This window comes from Marinilabilia salmonicolor JCM 21150, assembly GCF_000259075.1.
Lineage (GTDB): Bacteria > Bacteroidota > Bacteroidia > Bacteroidales > Marinilabiliaceae > Marinilabilia > Marinilabilia salmonicolor.
In genome coordinates this window covers 23,054-44,278 of the sequence record NZ_AJKI01000008.1, presented here as the reverse complement: position 1 = coordinate 44,278, position 21,225 = coordinate 23,054, and the positions used below count along the sequence as shown (strand labels likewise).

The following is a 21,225-nucleotide window of genomic DNA, read 5'->3' as shown; positions in this document are numbered from 1 at the left end:
GTAAAACAAAATAATACTCTATCCTATTCCATAATCTTTGCCATAGTTCTCTACCACAAAATCAATATCCTTATCGCCACGACCGCTCAAATTAACCAAAACAGATTTGCGGGGGTCTTTTTGAGCAAGCTTTAATGCATAGGCCACAGCATGGGCACTCTCAAGCGCCGGGATGATTCCTTCCAGTCTGCTGAGCTCAAAAAAAGCATCAATGGCCTCCTGATCATTCACCACATCATAATTGACACGTTTTATATCTCTGAGCATACTATGCTCCGGTCCCACTCCGGGGTAGTCCAATCCGCTGGCCACAGAATACACCGGACTGGGATTTCCTTCCTCATCCTGAAGTAGATAGCATTTAAATCCATGGATGGTTCCCGGTTTTCCCTGAACCATTGTTGCAGCGTGATCGCCCGTTTTCATGGAGCGACCACCTGGCTCTACCCCAAATAAATCCACTTCATCGTCGTTCATGAAACCCGAAAACATTCCCATGGCATTACTTCCGCCACCGACACAAGCCACCACACTATCGGGCAATTCGCCAGTCATTTCCTGAAACTGCTCACGGGCTTCGATACCCACCACATGTTGGAAGTCACGAACCATCATTGGGAAAGGATGCGGACCCACAACTGAGCCAATACAATAAATAGAATTGACAGGATCCTTCACATAAGCTTCAAAAGCTGAATCCACGGCTTCTTTCAGTGTTTTTAAACCTCTAGACACAGGTACCACTTTGGCTCCCAGAATATCCATCCGCACCACATTGGGATGCTCCTTAGCAATATCCACCTCTCCCATATGAATCTCGCACTCAAGGCCAAAGTAAGCAGCTGCTGTGGCCAATGCCACTCCATGTTGACCGGCGCCGGTTTCGGCAATCAGCTTTTTCTTGCCCATGTACTTGGCCAACAAGGCTTCCCCCATACAGTGATTCAACTTGTGAGCACCACTGTGGTTCAGATCCTCTCGTTTCAGGTAGATGCGACCTCCATATTTTTCAGATAACCGGTTACAGTAATAAACTGGTGTGGGTCGTCCCTGATAATGTTTCCTGATGCTTCGGAGTTCCGAAATAAAATTGTGCGATTTACTGATGGCATAGTATGCATCGGTAATCTTCTTCATCTCTTCTTCCAGAGCCGGAGGCAAAAAGGCTCCTCCATACTCTTTGTAGAATCCCTCTTTGTCGGGAAATTTTTTAAAGTAATTTTCTGGCATAACGGTAATATTAAATTAATTCTTAAAAACAAAAAAACCGCAGGTGGTAAAGCCTGCGGTTTCTTTGTTGATATTGTTGCACACAAATTGACGGCTGTCCCACCTGTTATGAGTCCAGTTCCCGCCACCAAATATGTGAATGATTGTTATTCATATTACTATTTGTTATCAAATGAGTGTGCAAGATATTAATTTGTTTTAAAATCTCAAAACTATGTTCTGATTATTTAAAATTCAGGTGTCTCCACTAACTCAAACTCAGGATTTGGTCCGCTCTTCACACACTGGAAATCAAAGGTATATTTTCCACGGCTAAGATCGTTCTCATAAGTATCGACCGTTACAATGTAATGCACATCCACACCGTTAACCTGGGCTGTTGCATCCGGATATTTCTCCATCAGCATTACTTCAACTGCTTCACCCAAACGCTCATATGTAAGAGCTATAGCATCTTCGATAGAAAGGCCTTCGAATCCAGGAATGTTATACTCAGTCCTGTTGGCCAGTCGGAGATCAAAGTTTTCATAATAAGCATCGGCACCAAAATAGTATTCACCAGTTCCGTAGCTGTTCAGGTAATCGGAACCTCCATCAATCTCAGTCTTCACATAATCCACAATGTATTGATAATCTTCTGTGGCCATTGTAAAGACAACAGTAGGATCAAACACCCATTCTGAGCCATTGTGCACGAATTGTTCACTGCGTTCCATAATTCTAGAACTATTTTGCCACTCGGCACCGTTAAACACATATTCGGATGCCCGAGTTGGCGTAGAATCGCTATTATATTTGTAACCAATTACAACATTATCTCCCTCCTGAGCAAAAGGTTTTAACATTTGGATATAGATTGGCAAGTAGGTATCAGGTGCAGCTGAAGAGGAAAATTCATCGTCATCTCCAGGTGCTCCCATCTGGTTATAATCTTCTGAAGAAAGGTAGTAAACATCCTCTTCTGGCTTCCAGGTATTACCATCAAATGCATAATAAACACCATCGTAAACAGTAGGAGATGAAGAATAGGCCAAAGGTTCAGTGGTAGGTTCATCCAGCAATTCAAAAGTTGCAGGACTTCCCTCTTCTGCAACTACATACGAAACATTATACGTTCCGGAATTTCCACCATAAACATCATAAGTAACAATGTAATAGACTTGATTACCATTAATAGTAGCTTTGGCATCAGGATATTTGGTTCGCAACAAAATCTGTATGCCCTCCTGAATACGTTGAGAAATTAAAGCCTCACCTTCTTCTTCTGTCAGATCAAAATATTCTTCCTGCTCATAACGCCCACCTTCAACTCGTCTGTATAAATTAGCATCAAAGTTTTCATAGTGAGCATTTGCGCCATAATAATACTCATCATTCCCATAACTGCTGATCAAATGACTCTTTTCAGGGTCTGCTGCAACAGAGTCAACGATTAATTGATAGTCCTCACTTGTTACTGTGAAAGCAACAGTTGGGCTGGAAGAAACCTCCTCGGCATACTTGAATTGCGCTAACACCTTTTTCCCTTCTTCTGCATCTGGAAACTGACTGTCAAGAATTGTAGGAAGGTTATTTTCGGGAGGATTGGATGCAAAAAACATTTCATAAGCGGCAACATCCCCACCAATGGCGGCATAATCCTCAGAACTTACTGAATATACACTCAGTTCAGAATTGTCTCCGGGAACATAAGCTGAAACATATTCCGGATTTCCCTGCATGTAATTAAATGTCACATTAGCTCTGGAATCTTTGTTCAAAGCCAGGTAAGTCTCCCCTAGAAATGAAGGGATGAAATCTGCAGCCGGGTATTGCTCACTAAACGCCAGATTGTCATCGATAAAATCGGAAGCATCAGAATTACCCAGTTTCTCTGCAATGGTGGATACCGTGTTATAGTCGTCATCAGCAAGCGTCACTGATACATTCTCACTATAGGCACCCTGCTCTTTGTCAAGTTCTTCGTAGGTATCCTCCAGTGGCTCACAGCTCCACAGAAGAAACATCGAAGACGCCAGAATATATAATAGTTTTTTCATAATAATCTTTTTCTTTAATGAAGTTTTAGAATTTAATTCTCAGTCCGGTTGACCATGTAGTACCAAAGCCGTAATAAACCAATGCAGTACCTGCATTATGATCATATCCGTCCCTGGCATCAGCAATATATTCTGTGTTGAGCAGATTGTTTACATTACCATAAACGGTTGCCTCCAAAGAACCGATGTGGAAATCATACTTCATATTCATATCCATCGTTACAAAATCGGGCAACTGCCATGAGTCTTCCTTCACCCCTTCGGTAGTTCTGTTGGTAGGATCAAACTCTGCAAAGTTCTTTCCGTAATAATTGACATCAGTTCCCACTTTCAGTCCGGGAAATGCTTCATAATCCACTCTCAACGATGATGTCATCTGTGCTGAGTTACCCACGTGGACGTCGCCAATATATGCGTAATACTCGCCCAGCAATTGGTTATTATCATCAAACAATGAGAAGTTCACGTCATCTTCCCAGATCCAGTCACCCCAGGAGAACATCCCCTTAATGTAGAGTTCAGGCACAGGCTTCCAGAAAATTTCAGATTCAATACCTGTATGCATAGCATTGATACCGGGAATATTCGCAGTTTCGCCAGCAAAAGATCTCACCAGCCCTTTATCTTTCCAGTTGGTCCAGTAACCATTGATACGAGCCCTGAAGTTGGGAAGAGAAAATCCGTAACCTGCATCAAACGAAAGCACCTGCTCATATTTCGCACCATCGTTAACTTCATTGGTATAATTCAGATAAATGGTAGAAAAATAAGGAGCACGTGTAAAGTAACCACCGTTTACAAAGAAGTTATGCTCTTCAGTGACATTATAGTTGGCTCCCACTTTTACACTCCAGGGATTAAAATGTACCCAATCAGATTTTTGATTCCCCGGAGCATACTGGAAGTAATCAATGCGTTGATAACTTTTTTGAGAAATTGCAGCCGTCAAAAACGCAGAATAGTTGGTGCCGATATATTCAGCCTGACCAAACAATCCTCCCCAGGCAACTACCCCATCGTTGTGATAGGAATACTTATCGCCTTCTTTCAATGGCGTACCTTCAGGACGATTTTGATTCAAATTATCCAGGAAATATTTACCCCCGAGCAGGTCGGTAATCTCTTTGTAATGTTCCCCAATATAGTAACGACCATCAAAACCACCGGTAAGATTAATATTCCCCAGTTCTTTATTCAAGGTGGAGAGCAAGCCATACCATTGATGCTGGTTTACACTCATACCCACCACTGCTTTAGAACCGGTTTCAGACTCAGCATTTCTGCGGGCTGCTTCCTCAAAATCAAGTAATCCGTCGGGTGTTTGTAGTGTCATGGAAGTAGGACTTCCGGTATCGTAATCAATATTCAGCCAATCTCCGTTTTCTCCATCCACACGACGCCCTCCACCTTGAGAGATGGAAGCATAAAGAGCAGTAGAAAGAATGGTGCTTGAATTAATATTCCAGTAATGATTTAAAGAAAGCTGAGGTTTGTGATACTCATTGTAACCATATCCACCACCATAAATTTCTCCGTCACGGATTCCGTAACTCAGATTTCTACGGATACCGTCGGCATCGTCACGATAAGCTTGAATCAACGAAGCTGTTCCGCGCTGATTGTGCCACTGTGGAGCACCGAAAGCAGTAAATGAGATACGATGCTGATCATTTATAATTTTTGATACATTCATAAAATAAGTCCAGGAATCAAAATTGGTTCCATTGATGTAACCATCTCCATAGGTGTGTGCACCCATCAGAGAAACAGCCCAATCATTCTCCATCAGACCGGTGGAAGCTGAAAATGTTTGCTTGCGGTAGCCATCATTTCCCACTCCGGTATAAACAGAACCACCTTTAGCCACATCAGTACTGTTAGTAAGGATATTGATGGTACCCCCAACAGAACTCAATGCCAGTTTGGAAGCTCCCAGACCACGCTGCACCTGCATGGTTTTAGTTACATCAGAAAGTCCGGACCAGTTGGACCAGTATACACGACCATTTTCCATATCGTTTACAGGCACTCCGTTGATCAGTACTCCAATGTTATTGGTATCAAATCCTCGAAGATAAATCCGGGAATCACCAAAACCACCACTACCCCGTGTAGCGTAAACCGAAGGTGTGGACTTCAATATTTGTGGAAATTCCAGGGAACCCAACTTCTCATCAATAGTAGCAGGTTCGATAGTGGAGAGCGCCACCGGTGTCTCTTTATCACGCGCAAAAGAAGTTAACACAAGAACTTCATTAAGTCCTACTGTACTCGATTCCATCTCAATTACGCCCAGGTCAACGGTTTCTTCATTTCCGGGATTAATAGATTTGGTTAAATCCACATAACCCAGATAAGCAAACAGCAAGGTCTGCTGTTCCGGTTTCACGGAAAGCTTAAATGATCCGTTCAGGTTGGTAACCGTACCCTGACTGGTACCTTGAACCACGATTGCCGCTCCGATAAGAGCTTCGCGGGTTTCTTTGTCAATGACCTTACCGGTAACGGTAACCTGGCCATTTAGCCCTGCCGATACAAACAGCAGAAAAGCCATCAGGAATAAAAAACTTGATTTTCTCATAAGTAACAAAACATGTTAAAGGTTGCTTTTTACGTTTTATTTTGGCATTCAAATCAATCTTTGTCAGATATTTGGGCAGGTTCAAACAACAATCAATTAAGGATTTTTCACATTCCAATACAATGATAAACCTCATTTTCGTATACAAAAGTGCGAAAAACCGACCAAATGGTCGGTAAATTTTTTATTAATATTGTGTTAAATCCTTATCAAAGGGTCGGGATTATTGATAAGGTTCGTTTCAATCCTGAGAAACCCCGTCCCAATACATATCAAAGACCATTCGAAAACGCTCTTCAAAGCATTGTTTAGGGTTAGTAAAGCTCAAAAAGTAATTGGCAGCAGCCCGTGTAAAAGAGAAATCAAAAAAGGTAATCATCTCAGGAGGATAGGCTTTCAGCATTCCCATATCCACTTTTTTCATGGTGTTTGCCAATGGCCCCTTCAGGGTTTCATCAACTGTTCCCACAACCTCTTTGATGTATGGGCTGGTTTCAAATATTACGATGTAATTAAACTTGTGCGGATGCGTGATGAACCATTTCACTATGGCTCCAAACACATTGAACGAATATTCCCTGGCCGATTCTCCTCTGTATTCCGTCACACAGTTATTTTCTATTTCAAACATCAGAACCTTATACAACTCAACAATTAGTTCATCTTTGCTCTTAAAATAGTGATAAAAGGTACCTTTTGCAACCCCGGCTTTCTTAACAACTTCATTTACCGGAGCAGAAAAACCCCGTTTTACAAAAAGCTTTGTGGCTTGTTTGTATATGTTCTCTTTAGTACAGATCCTGGTCATCGGCTTGAATTATGTTTGGGGTAAAAATATAGAATTTGAAAGTTAGAAATCCCATTGAGAGATAAAATTAGTAATTTGTTAACAAAAAAGAAGAGGGTGGATGTTGGAGGCTGTTAGCTAAAGGTTGGTAGCAATAGTGTTGCAATGAGCGGAAAAGCCCCGTCAGGGGTGGCACCTTAAATAAAAAGATTATGGAAAACCTAATTATGAAAAGATACGGTGGTGTCCAGTTATATTATTAAGCAATGAAGAGGCTGCAAGAAACCCGGCAAAGTGATGGGGATGCTTTATAGCGTTGCAATAATTAATGAATTATCAAATTATTAATCATTAATCCGCAAACAAAATTTTAAGACGGGTCAGCATGGAGCATGCGGGATGGAGTGTCTTCCACATAAAAAAATCGTCCCGTGAATTCACGAAACGATTTTTCCATCTGAATAAGTAAAATATATTCTTGAGTGTGGTAGAAAAAGGTAGATTTTTGTCAAAATCAAGGCGTTTAAAATTTTTGTACCGGAGTTAACCCAATGTTAATGAGGATTCAAAAATTTTAAAGAACGAAGAGTTTGGCAATAAAGATCCTTTTCAGACCGGGCTCATCCTTATTTCTCCAATTCTTTCCATACCAGGGCGCTGGCACCAACAATGGCAGCGTCGCCCAACTTAAGTTTAGAAGGAAGAATCTTAATCTTATCTTTGAAAATTGGCAATAAATGCCGGTTCATACTTTCATAAGTAGATTTGAAAATATAATCACCTGCAGCAGTAGGTCCTCCAAAAAGGAAAATGGCTTCCGGAGCGAGATGATGGACTGTATCAGCCAGTCCCTGACCAAGATACTCTCCTGTTTTTTGGAACACTTCAAGTGCAATCTTGTCGCCTTTCTCGGCAGCATCATAAATCATTTTGGAAGTAAGCTCTTTAAATGATTTATCCGCCAGCAAACTATCTTCTGCGTTGTAATGAGCAAGCAACTCGAATGCAGTCCGTTTCATTCCCGGAGCTGAGCAATAGGCCTCCAGGTGTCCAAGAGAGCCACATCCACAAACACGACCTCCGGGAATAAGAGTGGTATGTCCACATTCACCGGCAAAACCGTCGTGACCGTAAACCAGATCACCGTTTACAATTATGCCACTTCCAACTCCGGTACCCAGGGTGTACATTACAAAATTTTTCATCTCTTTGGCCCCCCCATATACCATCTCGCCAATGGCTGCCGCATTGGCATCGTTGGTCAGTGCAATAGCATAAGAATCGGGAAAATGTTTTTTAAGCCCATCCACCAGATGAACCACCCCTTTGAAGGACAAGTTGGGAGCATATTCAATGGTACCATTGTAATAATTACCATTGGGGGCACCCAAACCAATTCCCAAAATCTCGGTTTCTTCATTCATCAGCTTCAAAGAATTTATCAATTCTTTAATCTCAGATGAAAGATCTGCCATATACTTATCAAAATCTCCGTGCTTGGGGGTATCAATGGTACGATTCACCATCACATTCCCTTCCTGATCAACAGCACCAATAACTGTGTTAGTACCGCCAATGTCAATTCCTATTGCAATTTTCTTCATTGATATATTTTTTTGAAAAAGTTAAAAAGCCGGAAGTTGTTACCCTTCCGGCTAATATCTGTTTTTTAAAATGTACTATTCTGTACGAATGGCGTGTCCCTTCACTGCATAGAAGAAAATGTAAAGGTAACAAATAGCAGGTACTACAAATGCCCATGTATAACCGACAGTATCGGCAATTCCACCCATAATAGGAGGAATTACGGCACCACCAACAACCAATGAATTAATAATTCCTGATGCAGAGGCCATTTCTTCTCCATCAAGATCTCTAACAGCGAGAGAGAAGATATTGGGGAACATAATTGAGTTGAACAACCCAATTGAAATAATGGTCCACAATGCCACCTGACCGGTAGTCAAAGTTGTGATGAGTGCCAGTGATGCGGCAACTATAGCAAAAACTGCCAATGTACGGGCAGCTTTTCCGGAGCCTATCTGCATAATGATAAAGTTCACAAAAGCAACCCCCATAAAAATAAGACCGGCATTGAAATTCCATGAATCGAAAGAATATCCGTCGGCAGTAACAAATGCACCGGAAAGCAACGCTAATCCAAGTACAAGAACCACCATTCCATACTTTTTCACCTTACTCTTCATGTCTGAGAACATGATGGCACCAAAGAATCGGCCAATCATTGCGCCTCCCCAATAAATAGCTGCATAAGTTGAAGCAACCTCCGGATCAATGCCACCGGAATTTTTAAGGTAGTTTACAATCAAACCTGCGTTACCAACTTCAGCTCCCACATAAGCAAAGATTGCAAAAGCTCCCAGCAATACATGCGGGTATTGCCATACACTCTTTTTAGCACCTTCTTTTTTCTCTGAAGTGAGAACCGGAAGTTTTATTGTAAACAAGATTATAGCCACTGCTATAACAATCACAGCCATGGTAATAAATGGCATTGGAACCCTCTCAGCAGCTGCTATACCATATTCTTTCGCACTCATCAAGCTTTCACTCAGCCCACGGAAGATAGCAACGGAAATAATCCAGGGAGCAATCATGGTTGCAATAGAGTTCAATGCCTGTGTTAAATTCAAACGACTGGAAGCAGAACTTTCAGGCCCTAAAGCGGTAACGTAAGGGTTGGCAGCCACCTGAAGAAAAACAACTCCTGCAGCCAAAATGAAAGTCGCTACCAAAAACATTCCGAAAGAAACAATCTTTGCGCTGGACCAAACATCTCCGGCTTCATTTAATCCTGAAGCCATTTGAGCAGCAGGCCAGAAAACCAAACTTCCCAATCCCATCAAAAGAAGACCAAGAATTACCGTCCATTTATAGCCTATTTTAGCAACCAGTTTCCCGGAAGGAATTGAAAGAATCGGATAGGTAATAAAAAAGGCGGATGACAATAACTGCGCTGCCCACTCGGGTAATCCCAAAATGGCTTTCACAGGGGCTGTCATCGTAACAATAAAGGTGGTTGCAAAACCAAAAATAAAGAAGACGGCACCGAATACACCCATGCCCAGTCCGTAATTACTGTTTTTCTGTTCCATAAGTTTTATTAAATTTTGTGTGTGAATTTCTCAATTGCAATAATACCGCAAATTTGCTTTTTTTACAAAACTTAACAGCACTAAATTCTCCATACACCTACTAACAAGGGTAAAAAAATGCCAAAACACATTGCCCCTGACTATATCAATCAAAAAAAGGTGTGCTTCCATTTTGGGAATGCACACCTTTTCAAATGTTTTCTAATCTGACTTATTCTTCCTCTTCACCATACTCATAATCTACCTCAATCTGCGAGTAAGGCATGGCGTAAAATCCCTGATTTTTAAAGATCAACTCTATCTCATCCAGATCAGCCACTTGCAGGGGGGCTAACTTAAAGCTCATAATTCCCCGGTAACGCTCAAGCATATCATCATCACGGGCATCGTGTCTTACCTGAAGATACACTTTTGAGGGATCATCGGTTTGTTCTTCAGGATCTTTTACCACATTGATGTAATGAACCTCACCATCACCATAAAAATAAAAGTCCACATTCAGAAAATCACCGCTGACCCATACCTCATTGATGTAAATCTGATCATCGCCAATGGTGTCTCTGTTCTCCTCATTCAACTCAATCACATCCTTAAGTCTCACCTCCTGCACACTGGATACGTCAACCAGATAGTCGTAATCTTCACTCTCCTGATTAAGTTTGCTAACCGAATATTGAATCATCACCCGCTGATCTTCTTCATAATCAAATCCTGTGGGGTATGAATCCAACTCCAGCAACAGTTCTGAATCTGTAAACACCCGAATTTCATCCGTATCCCCCATTTTTACAATCCCCATTTCCAGGTAACGCATAGGGGTGGATTCCTGATCATCATCAAGGCAGGAAGTAAAACCAACTCCCAAAAACAATGCAACGGATAATCCAAAAAGAAACTTTCTCATAATTCTCTCCTCTGAAAAATTAAACAAAATGTAATTCAAAAACTCTGTAATGAGATGATGTTGGTGTTATCATTTGTAAACACCTATAATCACCTGCATTTTCGAAAGAAAGATGAAAAAGAAAACAGATGGTTGCGTTCAGAGAACTTATTTTTCCAGATAAGTCACCTCCAGCTCAAGTACACGCGGGGTATAATCCTGTCGTGACCAAAGGCTGGAAGAAATAAACACCCATGCTTTGGAGTCATAAGTCATATTTGTGACGGCGTAATTCAGACCTGGAAAAACCCCGCTATAAACGTCTGTCTCGCCAGCAGTAAAAACCAATGGTTCCGGTCGTTCATAATTAGATTGATCTATGTATAACCCGGGAGTATCCGTTGAGTCTCTTGCAATCACATAATAAACATATCGAATGCCGACTTTCTTACCGATTTTTACGGTATCATCGGTTCCTTCCCTTGTTTCAAAAAACACATATCCCAAAGAATCAAGATAGTTAAAAGTTCTTCCGGTCTCAACAACAGTGTCATTCACAAAAATCTCCAGATACTCATCCATCAATTCCTGCTCCTCCCGGATCATTTCTTTGGTATTGATACGGTATCCTTCGTCACAAGCATTCATTAAAACACTTCCGGCAATCAGGCTGATCAGAATCAGCAGGTTCAGAACATTTCGCTTCATGTGGTTATTGCTTATTATTTTGATTTACAAATTAAGTTATTTTTAAAGAACACTCAAAACATCATAATTGCCGGGTTCTTGTCAAAATCCATTGTTTTATCTGACGTCGGTTACATACACATCATATAGAATGATGGCCCGTGCCGGAATCTCGGCATCATCGCCAATTAATCCGTGTGCCAGATGAGGTGGCATGATAAACCTTGCACGGCTGCCTTCTCTGAGTAATAGCACCCCCTCTTCCAAACCGGATTCAACGCCTCCGCGACCAACCATAAATTCACGAGGGCCACTATTATCTGAATCGTAACAAACCGTTCCATCCAGTAATCTTATGCGGTAATCCATTCGAACCGTTTGCCCGGATTCAATGAGCAGGCCCTCTCCCGGTTCATCAATGATATACCACAATCCGCTGCCGGTGGTTTTCATATCCAGGTTCACAGAATCGAGATAAGCCTTTATTTTATCCTGTTCGCGCGAGACCAATGAGCGATTAATGTTAATGTAAGTCTCGAGCGGTATTTCTGATTTTTTCCCTTTTTCGCTTCTGTTTTGAGATCCGGAACAACTGCTGATAAGCATCATGGAAAACAAAATCAGCATTTTAGGTATAAATGGAAATAATCTCATTTGTTTCTATTTTTTCGTGCAAAGTCCGGCATAGTATCCCTGAAACGTTGAATTGCGCCCTCAAGTGTACCGTGCCATTCGCCGCCAGCTGCATTCACATGCCCGCCACCGGAAAAAAACTGCTCCGAATAACTGTTTACCGGAATTTCATTTCTCGAACGAAAGGAGACCTTCACAAATTTATCCTTTTCTTTTTCGCTAAACATCGCAGAAATACCAATTCCTTTGATTCCCAACGGATAATTCACAAAGCCTTCGGTATCTCCGGGCTGATAACCATGCTTCTCCAGATCATCCAGCGACAATGAGATAAAGGCAGCCCCATTTTCTTCCATCAACTCCATTCTATTACAAAGAACGTGCCCAAGAAGACGCATCCGCCCTAAAGAATTGCTCTGAAAAAGTTCCCTGTGAATCACACTTTTATCAATCCCTTTACTTACCAGATCCGCAACCGCCAGATAGGTCCGGGGATTGGAAGAATTGTAACTCAACACCCCGGTATCGGTTATTATGCCTGCATAAAAGCATCCTGCTGCTTCCAGCGAAATATGATGATTCCACTCCAAAGCATTTATCAGATGGTATGACAATTCACAGGTCGATGAAACCGAAACTTCACTAAAGAGCACCTCGGCAATTCCATCTTCAGGGTCGGGATGGTGATCAATCATCACGCGAGGAATGGACACTGCGGCCAGGTCATCAGCCAAATCCCCTGTTCGCTTCACATTGTTAAAATCCAGAAACATTAACAGATCAGCCTTTTTAAGGGCTGCAACAACTTTTTCACCACTGTGCTCATGTACCAAAATATCTGAGGCTCCGTGCATCCAGCGAAGATTTTCGGGAACTTCATCAGGAACGACCACCGTGACATTTTTTCCCATGTTCTGAAACAAGTTCCACCATCCCAGAATACTCCCGATCGCATCACCATCGGAGTTTTTGTGTGGAATCAAAACAATGGAGGAAGATTTATCTATCAATTCCCTGAAACGGGATAAATGTTCATTATTAAAATCCATCGGCATTAATTACATATAAAATGCAAAGGTAATAAATTACCGTCCTTACCGAAAAATTACTATTTTTAATCATTGGTGTCCGGAAAAAAAATAAAAATGTTTAGAACACTATTGGTTGAAAAGCTTAAAAAAATCGCTATTGGCAACAAGGCTAAGCAATCTTAAAAAAATAGTTTCTCCGAACGCAATTGACTTCTAACAAAAAACAAGATAATGAAAAAAGGAAGCTTTACACTTACAATGATTAAACCCGTAGCAGTTAAAGAGCATCACGTGGGCGATATCCTGGCACATATTGAACATGCGGGTTTTCGGATCATTGCATTAAAAATGACCCAGATGCCGAAAGAAAAAGCGGAAATTTTTTATGAAGAACACAAAGAAAAACCCTTTTTTAAGCAACTGGTGACTTTTATGAAATCAGGTCCGGTTGTTGCTGCCATCCTGGAAAAAGAAAATGCCGTGCCCGATTTCAGAAAACTGATTGGTTCCACCGATCCTGCTGAAGCAGAAGAAGGCACCATTCGAAGAATGTTTGCAAAATCGAAAACGCATAATGCCATACATGGTTCAGACAGTGACGAAAATGCTATGCGGGAAGCGTGGTTCTTTTTTAGTGAAATGGATCAGTTTAGTTGATTCTTATCTCACCGGAGGTGTCCCCCGTTTGGTAGTGATAATTACAACACCGTTTTTTGCATCGGGCCCATACTGTTCTAAGGCCTTTTCGCCTTTTAACACCCTGACTGACTTCACATTATAGTGCGGGACTTCGATGTAGGCTTTGGCAACCTTATCATCAATCACAAAAAGAGGCATTTTATCTGTAAGACCGTTGTTCCTAAGTGTCTGCATGAATGCTCGTTCTTCGTCAGACAAACTGAACTTTACGGGAATGCGGACACGGGAATTTACCTCCTGACCATCTTTTTTCGCGGGTTTCCATTCCTGCATTAACCTCACCAGGCGCAATGCTTCGCTGTCCAGAAGGGGATCAACACCAACCGCAATTTCAGGCTCCATCAACTTCCCATCAGTGGTCACAATCGCTTCAATTTCCACTGTTCCTTCAAGCATTTCCAAACGGGCGTCATCCGGATAATTCATATATTTCTCGTGAAACGAGGCAATTATTCGGGGACTTCCTTTAAACTTTGCATCTTTATCGACCTCCTGAGCAACCTCTCCGGATTGAGCAGCAGAAAAATTTGCAACACTCAGAAAGCAAAACAATAAGATGCCGGTAAGTAATTTGATTTTTTTCATGACTGTAGGTTTTGATAAAATTAGGTTTTGATAAAATCATCAATAATTATACCAAAACAAGGGTAAAGGTCATTGCCTGAACAAAATAAAAACAACAAATTTGCAACCTAGTTAGAGTCTGTCCATAAACTAAGCGCTTTTCACGTGTTTGAGATAGAAAGTTCAAATTCAAGGCGTGTGAAAAATCTAAACCGCAGAATACTAATGTATTTGAGGATTTATATTTTGAGCAACAACGCAGAAGTTGGACTTTATAGACAAACACTAATTATTCCACAGCATGCAAACAGTAACAAAGAACCTGTTAAAACTTCACCTGGTGGTATTCATATACGGATTCACTGCCATTTTAGGGAAACTCATCACCCTGGACGCCATTCAGCTGGTATGGTATCGTATGCTGATAGCATTTCTGGCATTGGGGATATTACTTCAAATCAGGGGACGAAAATTATCTGTGGACCATAATACCCTGGTGCAACTCATTGGAATTGGTTTTGTGGTTGCCTTTCACTGGATTACCTTTTTTCACGCCATCAAAATAAGCACCATATCGGTTGCTCTGGGCTGTCTGGCCTCAACGACCCTCTTTACAAGTTTATTGGAGCCCGCCCTGGTGCGCAGACCACTTGTATGGCTGGAAGTCGCTACAGGTTTCCTCATCATCGTGGGCTTATATATGATTTTCCAATTCGAACCCGACCACATTACAGGCATTATAACCGCCCTTATATCAGCATTTCTGGCCGGGTTATTTACTGTTCTCAACAAGGTAATGATTACCCGACACCGGCCCCTGGTCATTAGTTTTTATGAAATGGGGGGAGGATTTGCCGGCATCACTTTATATATGCTCTTTAGCGGAACCTTCGAAGCAGGATTACAACTCCCAGTATGGAGCGACTGGCTCTTTCTCCTGCTGCTTGGCGTAGTGTGTACGGCCTATGCTTTTGCTGAAAGTGTAAAAGTAATGGATGTTTTGTCGGCTTATACTGTAGTGCTGACCATTAATCTGGAACCCATATACGGAATTTTACTTGCATTTGTATTTTTTGGAGAATCAGAATTAATGTCGGGAGGTTTTTATTTGGGAACACTGACCATACTGGCCGCCGTTTTTCTATTTCCAGTATTAAACCGAAAATTCATTAAAGACAGAAAGGCCCAAAAAAAGCCCCGGAACTAAAATCACAAACAACAACAAAGCCCTGGGATTAAAATCCCAGAAAACAATATGTGTCGTGCCTATGGCACTATAATACCATCAAAGCTCCATAGGAGCGACCCATCTTATAACAGAACAGGCAGAAGTTTGTCAGGCAGAAGGCAGAAGAAAATAAAAGTTGAGGGTTGAGAAATCAGGATGAACACACTGAAAAACAAAACAAATCTCCCCCTGCAACAGCAAAAAACACTTTAACACCCTCAAAGCTCCATAGGAGCGCCCCATCTTATAATCCTGGAATTTATTCCAGGGGATAACAAACAAAGACCCAAAAAAGCCCCGGGATTAAAATCCCAGAAAACAATAAGCATCGTGCCTACGGCACTATAACACCCTCAACGCTCCATAGGAGCGTTTATCGCGCAACCTGATTGCGGGCCTCCAACAATTGAGCCATTGCTTTTTCAATAACTTTTCGGGAAGATGCCACATTCAATCGCTGAAAATTTTTGCCCTGCGTTCCGAAAGTGGGCCCATAATTAAGTCCAAGACCAGCTTCTTCGATTATAAATTTTCTCAACTTAGCGTCCGACATTCCCCAGGCGGAGAAATCGAGCCACATCAGATAAGTGGCTTCAGGTTTATGAATCCGGACTTCCGGCATATTCTGCTCCACAAAATCCATCACATATTCGATGTTTCCCCTGATGTATTCTAAAAGTGCTTCCAGCCAGACTTCTCCGTCTTTGTAAGCCGATTTCAGCGCTTCGGCACCAAACATATTGCCGGTAAAAAGGTGGTATGCCTGTAACTTTTGTTGCAATCTCTTTCTAAGTCGCTCATTGGGTACAATGACATAAGAGGTATTTAATCCGGCAATATTAAAAGTCTTACTGGGAGCCATACAGGTAATGGTATTCTCAGCCAATTCAGGACTGATGGAGGCAAGCGGCAGGTGAGGCTGATCGCCATGCACCAAATCTGCATGTATCTCATCCGAAACAATCAGCACCTTGTTTTTCTGACAAATAGTTCCAAGTCTGGTCAATTCTTCACGGTTCCATACCCTGCCTACGGGATTGTGCGGATGACACAAAATCAGCATCTTGACATCATCAGAAGCAGTAATTCTTTCCAGATGTTCAAAATCCATCCGATATCCCTTTTTAGTATCCAGGAGCGGGTTTTCTTCAATCACTCTACCATGATCCTTTACCACATCAAAAAACGGTGGATACACCGGCGGTTGAATTACCACCTTATCTCCTTCATTGGTAAATGCCTGAATGGCCATTATCAAAGTGGGAACCACACCCGGCATAAACTCCACCCAGTCGCGTGAAACATGCCACAAATGCCTCTTTTTCTGCCACTTTACTATACTTTGAAAAAAATCCTCATCCCTGTTGGTATATCCGTACAAAGGATGAGCAGCCCTTTTCCGGATGGTCTCTACCACCTCCTGCGGAGCTTTAAAATCCATATCTGCGACCCACAATGGAATAACCTCCTCTGTTCCAAATAAACGTTCTCTGAATTCCAATTTCAGAGCATTTGTACCACTGCGGTCAACTATTTTGTCAAAATTCATTTTCTTGTTTTTTTATAAGCAAAAAAATCTGTGCCGTTAATATAACAAAAAAGACACCCACACCCAAAGGTGTAGATGTCTTTTGATATCATTAAGGATTTAACCCTCTTTACCGGTCGCTATGCGCCAATAAAATACGGAAGGAAGTGGATACTGCTAAACTCTGGGCAATGCCCAGGCTATTGTCCTCTGGCTTTCAACCTGTTTTAGTGTCTGCCCATAAAATACCACTTGCTGCGTTACGCTTGCAACTGGCATGTTCTGACCAGACAAATAACTTTTTACAAACTTTCCCGACTTTATGGACGGGCAATATTTAGACCTTACCTGTCTTATGTATAAGGTAGGCCTAAAAACTTACTATTCGGTAATATTAAATGAAATACTTTCCGAAGTAGTGTTACCAGCGGCATCAATTAGTTCAACAGTCAATGTGTAAATTCCTTCTTTACTATCACCTTCAATTTTGCCAAAATACTCTTCGTTAAAAGAATAGCTATCACCTGTTGTAATAGAAATCCCTACAGGATCAGAACTCCATGGTTCATCATCAATACTTTTTAAAATGCTCAAAGAAAAAGTGCATGAATCCAAAGCAACGTTATCTGTAAATTCACCTGAAATAAAAAAATCACCAACATTTTTGCTATAGGATCCATCATTTTCAGGAGAGGTAAGGGAAATAACCGGTTTTTCAGTATCTACAGGTTCTTCCTTATTGTCATCATCATCACCACCACAGGCAACAAATCCAAACGATACCATAAAAGCAATTAAAAACAACAGGGGATTTAAACGGTTCATTTTCATAAAACAAAGATTATTAATTTCAAATTATTTGGATTTATATTCCTGATAAACAGCCTCAATACCTTCCTCAAGCGAAATAGATGCTTTAAAGCCCAGATTATTCAATCTGGAAACATCCAGTAACTTTCTAAAGGTACCGTCAGGCTTAGTGTCATCCCACGCTATCCGACCTTCGAAACCGGTAATTTTCTGAACCAGGGAAGCCAGGTCCGCGATGGACTGATCCTCTCCCACTCCAATATTTATATGCGTGTTTCTAACCTCTTTAAGACCCCGCTCTTTAACGATGTCTTTAAAACTTACCTGCTCCATCAAAAAGATACAGGCGCGTGCCAAATCAGTGGAATGCAAAAACTCTCTGCGTGGTGTCCCTGAACCCCAGAGCTTCAGTTCCACTGTATTATCAGCTTTAAATATACCAAAATTTCCCAATGTGTCCGCAAGTTCATCATCACTTCCGCTCACCTCCACTCCTTCTACGGGATTCACTGTAAAATCGTTACGAATGCCCTCAAAATCATTGTTCATCAGCATTCCTGCCAGATGCATTTTTCGAATCAGAGCCGGTAATACATGGGATCCCAACAGATTGTAATTGTCATTGGGGCCATACAGATTGGTGGGCATTACTGAAATAAAATCAGTACCATACTGAAGATTATAGGATTCACACATCTTCATACCGGAAATCTTTGCAATTGCATAAGGCTCATTGGTATATTCCAGCACATCAGTCAGCAGGTGTTCCTCCTTCATGGGCTGCGGACAAGCCTTGGGATAAATACATGAGCTCCCCAAAAACAAAAGTTTCCTTACGCCTGATTTCCATGAATAATGAATGATATTATTCTGAATCTGTGTGTTCTGGTAGATAAATTCGGCACGATAGGTGTCGTTGGCCAAAATTCCACCTACTCTGGCAGCTGCCAAAAATACATACTCCGGTTTTTCTGTTTCAAAAAAATGTTCCACAGCTTTTTGATCCAGGAGATCAAGTTCAGTTCTGGAACGAAGAAGCAGATTGTGGTACCCCGAGGCTTCCAACTCACGCCTGATGGCAGACCCCACAAGTCCGTTGTGTCCTGCAATAAATATCTTACTGTTTTTATCCATTATTCGTAATAGTTGAGCGTTCGGTAACCACCATCATTCAAAAATTTATCCCGCTTCATCAGCATGAGGTCACTTTCCATCATATCTTCCACCAGACCCTTCAAATCATATTCAGGCTCCCAGCCCATTATCTCTTTTGCTTTGGTTGGATCTCCAATCAGCAACTCCACTTCGGTAGGCCGAAAATAACGAGGATCAACCTCAACAACACATTTTCCTTTTTCCAATTGATATTCAGGATTATTACAGATAACTACATAACCCTTCTCTTCAACGCCTTCTCCTCTGAACTCCACCCCAATTCCGGCTTCTGCAAAAGCAAGCTTCACAAACTCACGCACCTCGGTAGTAACACCGGTAGCCACCACAAAATCCTCAGGCTTATCCTGCTGAAGCATCAGATACATCGCTTTTACGTAATCTTTGGCATGTCCCCAGTCCCGCTTAGCTGACAGGTTACCAAGAAAGACCTTATCCTGCAATCCCAATGCAATACGAGCCGTGGCACGGGTAATTTTCCGGGTAACAAAAGTCTCTCCCCGTATTGGTGACTCATGGTTAAACAAAATACCGTTGCAGGCATACATATCATAAGCCTCACGATAATTCACTGTAATCCAGTAACCATAAAGTTTGGCCACAGCATAAGGTGAACGAGGATAGAAGGGAGTTTTTTCTGTTTGCGGAACTTCCTGAACCATTCCGTACAACTCACTGGTAGAAGCCTGATAAAATCTCGTCTTTTTTGTCAGTCCCAACAGGCGAATGGCCTCCAGAATTCTTAAAGTACCAATTCCATCAGCATTGGCAGTATATTCAGGGGTATCAAAACTCACCTGAACATGCGACATGGCTGCCAGATTGTAGATCTCATCCGGTTGAACCTCCTGGATGATACGTATGAGGTTCGTAGAATCGGTAAGGTCACCATAATGAAGAAAAAAGTTGCGATGCTCCACATGCGGATCCTGATACAAATGATCAATCCGATCGGTATTAAAAAGAGAGCTGCGTCTCTTGATTCCGTGAACAATATACCCTTTTTTCAGAAGAAACTCCGAAAGATAGGCGCCATCCTGTCCGGTAATACCGGTAATGAGTGCTACTTTTGCCATCGCTTATTATGATTAGGTCAGTTTTCGTTTAAAAAGCTACAAATTTACAACAATTGCGTTACTCTTCCATAGAATAACGTTATAGAATTTAATATTCAAAAAAACTGATACTCCCTATCCTTTTCCGGACAAATTCTCCCAATACCAATGAATGGCCTGTTTAAGTCCGTCACCAACCTTGAACAAGGGTTCATACCCCAAAAGGGTTTTCGCTTTCTCCACTGAAGCCAGCGAGTGAGGGACATCTCCTGCCCGTTCAGGACCATACTGAATGCTCACATCCGCTATTTTAACATCATATTCCGAAAGAAGATTCTTCAGGTGATCAATCAATTCATTCAGGGAAGTTCGCTCGCCGCAAGCCACATTGTAAACCGTGTTAACCGCTTCCGGTAGCTCTACTAAAGCCGCAAGTTCATTGGCCTGTACTACATTAGCCACATAGGTAAAATCCCGAGAGAAGGTACCATCTCCATTAACAACAGGCGATTTACCATCAATCAGCGAACTCACAAACCTGGGAATCACCGCAGCATAAGCTCCGTTGGGATCCTGCCGGGGACCAAAAACATTGAAATACCGAAGTCCAATCAATTCCATTCCGTAGAGTCTGCCAAAAACATCGGCATACAATTCATCCACATATTTGGTAATGGCATAAGGTGAAAGAGGCTTACCTATTTTATCTTCCACTTTAGGCATCACCTCGCTATCGCCATAGGTTGAAGAACTTGCCGCATAAACAAATCGTTTCACTCCGGCATCCCTTGCTGCCACCAGCATATTCAAAAAACCACCCACATTTACATCATTGGAAGTAATGGGGTCATTAATTGAGCGAGGTACACTTCCCAAAGCAGCCTCATGCAGAACAATTTCGACCCCGTTCACAGCTTTTCGGCAATCCTCAAGATTTCTGATATCTCCCTCAAGTAGTGTAAATGCAGGATTCTCTTTAAATGGCGCAATATTTTCATATTTGCCGGTGGAAAAGTTATCCAGGCAGAAAACTTCATTGTCCTGTTTAAGCAATTTCTCAATAATATTGGATCCTATAAATCCGGCCCCACCGGTTACCAACATTTTTTTTTGTCTTATTTCTCTCATTTGTAAAAATTTTCCATTAAACCCAGACAAATTTCCAAAAAAAAAGCGGCATG

The 21,225-nt window shown here is 41.7% G+C and carries 18 protein-coding genes; 2 read left to right on the top strand and 16 right to left on the bottom strand.

Annotated elements, in window-relative coordinates:
- Positions 1 to 18: 18 nt before the first annotated feature.
- The 10 genes from trpB to W7W_RS0105910 all read right to left on the bottom strand — a co-directional run bounded on the left by trpB (position 19) and on the right by W7W_RS0105910 (position 13,005).
- Entirely contained in the window at positions 19 to 1,230 is a 1,212-nt protein-coding gene (trpB, locus tag W7W_RS0105955) for a tryptophan synthase subunit beta (protein WP_010662908.1), read from the bottom strand.
- A 227-nt stretch (positions 1,231 to 1,457) separates the two neighbouring features.
- Positions 1,458 to 3,269: a hypothetical protein gene (locus W7W_RS0105950; RefSeq protein WP_010662907.1), complete on the bottom strand. Its 1,812-nt coding sequence runs from the start codon at positions 3,267 to 3,269 to the stop codon at positions 1,458 to 1,460.
- Positions 3,270 to 3,294: 25 nt separating this feature from the next.
- Positions 3,295 to 5,850, bottom strand: a complete 2,556-nt coding sequence (locus W7W_RS0105945; RefSeq protein WP_025006912.1) for a TonB-dependent receptor — start codon at positions 5,848 to 5,850, stop codon at positions 3,295 to 3,297.
- Positions 5,851 to 6,091: 241 nt separating this feature from the next.
- Entirely contained in the window at positions 6,092 to 6,658 is a 567-nt protein-coding gene (locus W7W_RS0105940; RefSeq protein ID WP_010662905.1) for a TetR/AcrR family transcriptional regulator, read from the bottom strand.
- A 605-nt stretch (positions 6,659 to 7,263) separates the two neighbouring features.
- Complete coding sequence (locus tag W7W_RS0105935) at positions 7,264 to 8,241, bottom strand: ROK family protein (RefSeq protein ID WP_010662904.1); 978 nt, start codon at positions 8,239 to 8,241, stop codon at positions 7,264 to 7,266.
- Between the two features lie 75 nt (positions 8,242 to 8,316).
- Positions 8,317 to 9,753: an MFS transporter gene (locus W7W_RS0105930; protein WP_010662903.1), complete on the bottom strand. Its 1,437-nt coding sequence runs from the start codon at positions 9,751 to 9,753 to the stop codon at positions 8,317 to 8,319.
- A 211-nt stretch (positions 9,754 to 9,964) separates the two neighbouring features.
- On the bottom strand, positions 9,965 to 10,657 hold the full coding sequence (locus W7W_RS0105925; protein WP_044084526.1) for a NigD1/NigD2 family lipoprotein: 693 nt from the start codon (positions 10,655 to 10,657) through the stop codon (positions 9,965 to 9,967).
- Positions 10,658 to 10,804: 147 nt separating this feature from the next.
- The gene (locus W7W_RS0105920) at positions 10,805 to 11,344 is read right to left on the bottom strand and encodes an FKBP-type peptidyl-prolyl cis-trans isomerase (protein ID WP_010662901.1); all 540 of its coding nucleotides are present in this window, start codon (positions 11,342 to 11,344) and stop codon (positions 10,805 to 10,807) included.
- A 96-nt stretch (positions 11,345 to 11,440) separates the two neighbouring features.
- Positions 11,441 to 11,977 (bottom strand): FKBP-type peptidyl-prolyl cis-trans isomerase, encoded by a 537-nt coding sequence (locus W7W_RS0105915; protein WP_010662900.1) that lies wholly within the window; start codon positions 11,975 to 11,977, stop codon positions 11,441 to 11,443.
- Entirely contained in the window at positions 11,974 to 13,005 is a 1,032-nt protein-coding gene (locus W7W_RS0105910) for a DHH family phosphoesterase (RefSeq protein WP_010662899.1), read from the bottom strand. The genes W7W_RS0105915 and W7W_RS0105910 overlap by 4 nt, the downstream gene beginning before the upstream one ends.
- A gap of 213 nt (positions 13,006 to 13,218) precedes the next feature.
- On the opposite strand from W7W_RS0105910, the gene ndk reads away from it, so the two are divergent.
- On the top strand, positions 13,219 to 13,644 hold the full coding sequence (ndk, locus tag W7W_RS0105905) for a nucleoside-diphosphate kinase (RefSeq protein WP_010662898.1): 426 nt from the start codon (positions 13,219 to 13,221) through the stop codon (positions 13,642 to 13,644).
- A 3-nt stretch (positions 13,645 to 13,647) separates the two neighbouring features.
- On the opposite strand, the gene W7W_RS0105900 is transcribed toward ndk, so the two are convergent.
- Entirely contained in the window at positions 13,648 to 14,271 is a 624-nt protein-coding gene (locus W7W_RS0105900; RefSeq protein WP_010662897.1) for an energy transducer TonB, read from the bottom strand.
- A 280-nt stretch (positions 14,272 to 14,551) separates the two neighbouring features.
- Here W7W_RS0105900 and W7W_RS0105895 point away from each other — a divergent pair, with 280 nt between their 5' ends.
- Positions 14,552 to 15,457, top strand: coding sequence for a DMT family transporter (locus W7W_RS0105895; protein ID WP_010662896.1), 906 nt, complete (start codon positions 14,552 to 14,554; stop codon positions 15,455 to 15,457).
- A gap of 394 nt (positions 15,458 to 15,851) precedes the next feature.
- Here the strand turns inward: W7W_RS0105895 and W7W_RS0105890 are convergent, their stop codons facing one another.
- The 5 genes from W7W_RS0105890 to W7W_RS0105870 form a co-directional block, all read right to left on the bottom strand.
- On the bottom strand, positions 15,852 to 17,027 hold the full coding sequence (locus W7W_RS0105890) for a MalY/PatB family protein (protein ID WP_010662895.1): 1,176 nt from the start codon (positions 17,025 to 17,027) through the stop codon (positions 15,852 to 15,854).
- A gap of 360 nt (positions 17,028 to 17,387) precedes the next feature.
- Positions 17,388 to 17,837 (bottom strand): DUF4625 domain-containing protein, encoded by a 450-nt coding sequence (locus tag W7W_RS0105885; protein ID WP_010662894.1) that lies wholly within the window; start codon positions 17,835 to 17,837, stop codon positions 17,388 to 17,390.
- A 24-nt stretch (positions 17,838 to 17,861) separates the two neighbouring features.
- A complete protein-coding gene (locus W7W_RS0105880) occupies positions 17,862 to 18,950 on the bottom strand; it encodes a GDP-L-fucose synthase family protein (RefSeq protein ID WP_010662893.1) in 1,089 nt (362 codons plus the stop codon).
- Positions 18,950 to 20,065: a GDP-mannose 4,6-dehydratase gene (gene gmd / locus W7W_RS0105875; RefSeq protein ID WP_010662892.1), complete on the bottom strand. Its 1,116-nt coding sequence runs from the start codon at positions 20,063 to 20,065 to the stop codon at positions 18,950 to 18,952. Before gmd ends, W7W_RS0105880 begins: the two co-directional genes overlap by 1 nt.
- 114 nt (positions 20,066 to 20,179) lie before the next feature.
- Positions 20,180 to 21,172 carry an SDR family oxidoreductase gene (locus W7W_RS0105870; RefSeq protein ID WP_025006913.1) on the bottom strand — a complete coding sequence of 331 codons (993 nt, stop codon included), beginning with the start codon at positions 21,170 to 21,172 and terminating at the stop codon, positions 20,180 to 20,182.
- Positions 21,173 to 21,225 lie beyond the last annotated feature (53 nt).

Bases quoted from the DNA above. Each gene is read 5' to 3' on its own strand.
- W7W_RS0105885 (WP_010662894.1), bottom strand. From the start codon at position 17,837: ATGAAAATGAACCGTTTAAATCCCCTGTTGTTTTTAATTGCTTTTATG.
- W7W_RS0105880 (WP_010662893.1), bottom strand. From the start codon at position 18,950: ATGGATAAAAACAGTAAGATATTTATTGCAGGACACAACGGACTTGTG.
- W7W_RS0105930 (WP_010662903.1), bottom strand. From the start codon at position 9,753: ATGGAACAGAAAAACAGTAATTACGGACTGGGCATGGGTGTATTCGGT.
- W7W_RS0105950 (WP_010662907.1), bottom strand. From the start codon at position 3,269: ATGAAAAAACTATTATATATTCTGGCGTCTTCGATGTTTCTTCTGTGG.
- W7W_RS0105900 (WP_010662897.1), bottom strand. From the start codon at position 14,271: ATGAAAAAAATCAAATTACTTACCGGCATCTTATTGTTTTGCTTTCTG.
- W7W_RS0105920 (WP_010662901.1), bottom strand. From the start codon at position 11,344: ATGAAGCGAAATGTTCTGAACCTGCTGATTCTGATCAGCCTGATTGCC.
- W7W_RS0105870 (WP_025006913.1), bottom strand. From the start codon at position 21,172: ATGAGAGAAATAAGACAAAAAAAAATGTTGGTAACCGGTGGGGCCGGA.
- W7W_RS0105940 (WP_010662905.1), bottom strand. From the start codon at position 6,658: ATGACCAGGATCTGTACTAAAGAGAACATATACAAACAAGCCACAAAG.
- W7W_RS0105935 (WP_010662904.1), bottom strand. From the start codon at position 8,241: ATGAAGAAAATTGCAATAGGAATTGACATTGGCGGTACTAACACAGTT.
- trpB (WP_010662908.1), bottom strand. From the start codon at position 1,230: ATGCCAGAAAATTACTTTAAAAAATTTCCCGACAAAGAGGGATTCTAC.
- W7W_RS0105925 (WP_044084526.1), bottom strand. From the start codon at position 10,657: ATGAGAAAGTTTCTTTTTGGATTATCCGTTGCATTGTTTTTGGGAGTT.
- W7W_RS0105910 (WP_010662899.1), bottom strand. From the start codon at position 13,005: ATGGATTTTAATAATGAACATTTATCCCGTTTCAGGGAATTGATAGAT.
- W7W_RS0105890 (WP_010662895.1), bottom strand. From the start codon at position 17,027: ATGAATTTTGACAAAATAGTTGACCGCAGTGGTACAAATGCTCTGAAA.
- W7W_RS0105895 (WP_010662896.1), top strand. From the start codon at position 14,552: ATGCAAACAGTAACAAAGAACCTGTTAAAACTTCACCTGGTGGTATTC.
- W7W_RS0105945 (WP_025006912.1), bottom strand. From the start codon at position 5,850: ATGAGAAAATCAAGTTTTTTATTCCTGATGGCTTTTCTGCTGTTTGTA.
- ndk (WP_010662898.1), top strand. From the start codon at position 13,219: ATGAAAAAAGGAAGCTTTACACTTACAATGATTAAACCCGTAGCAGTT.
- gmd (WP_010662892.1), bottom strand. From the start codon at position 20,065: ATGGCAAAAGTAGCACTCATTACCGGTATTACCGGACAGGATGGCGCC.
- W7W_RS0105915 (WP_010662900.1), bottom strand. From the start codon at position 11,977: ATGAGATTATTTCCATTTATACCTAAAATGCTGATTTTGTTTTCCATG.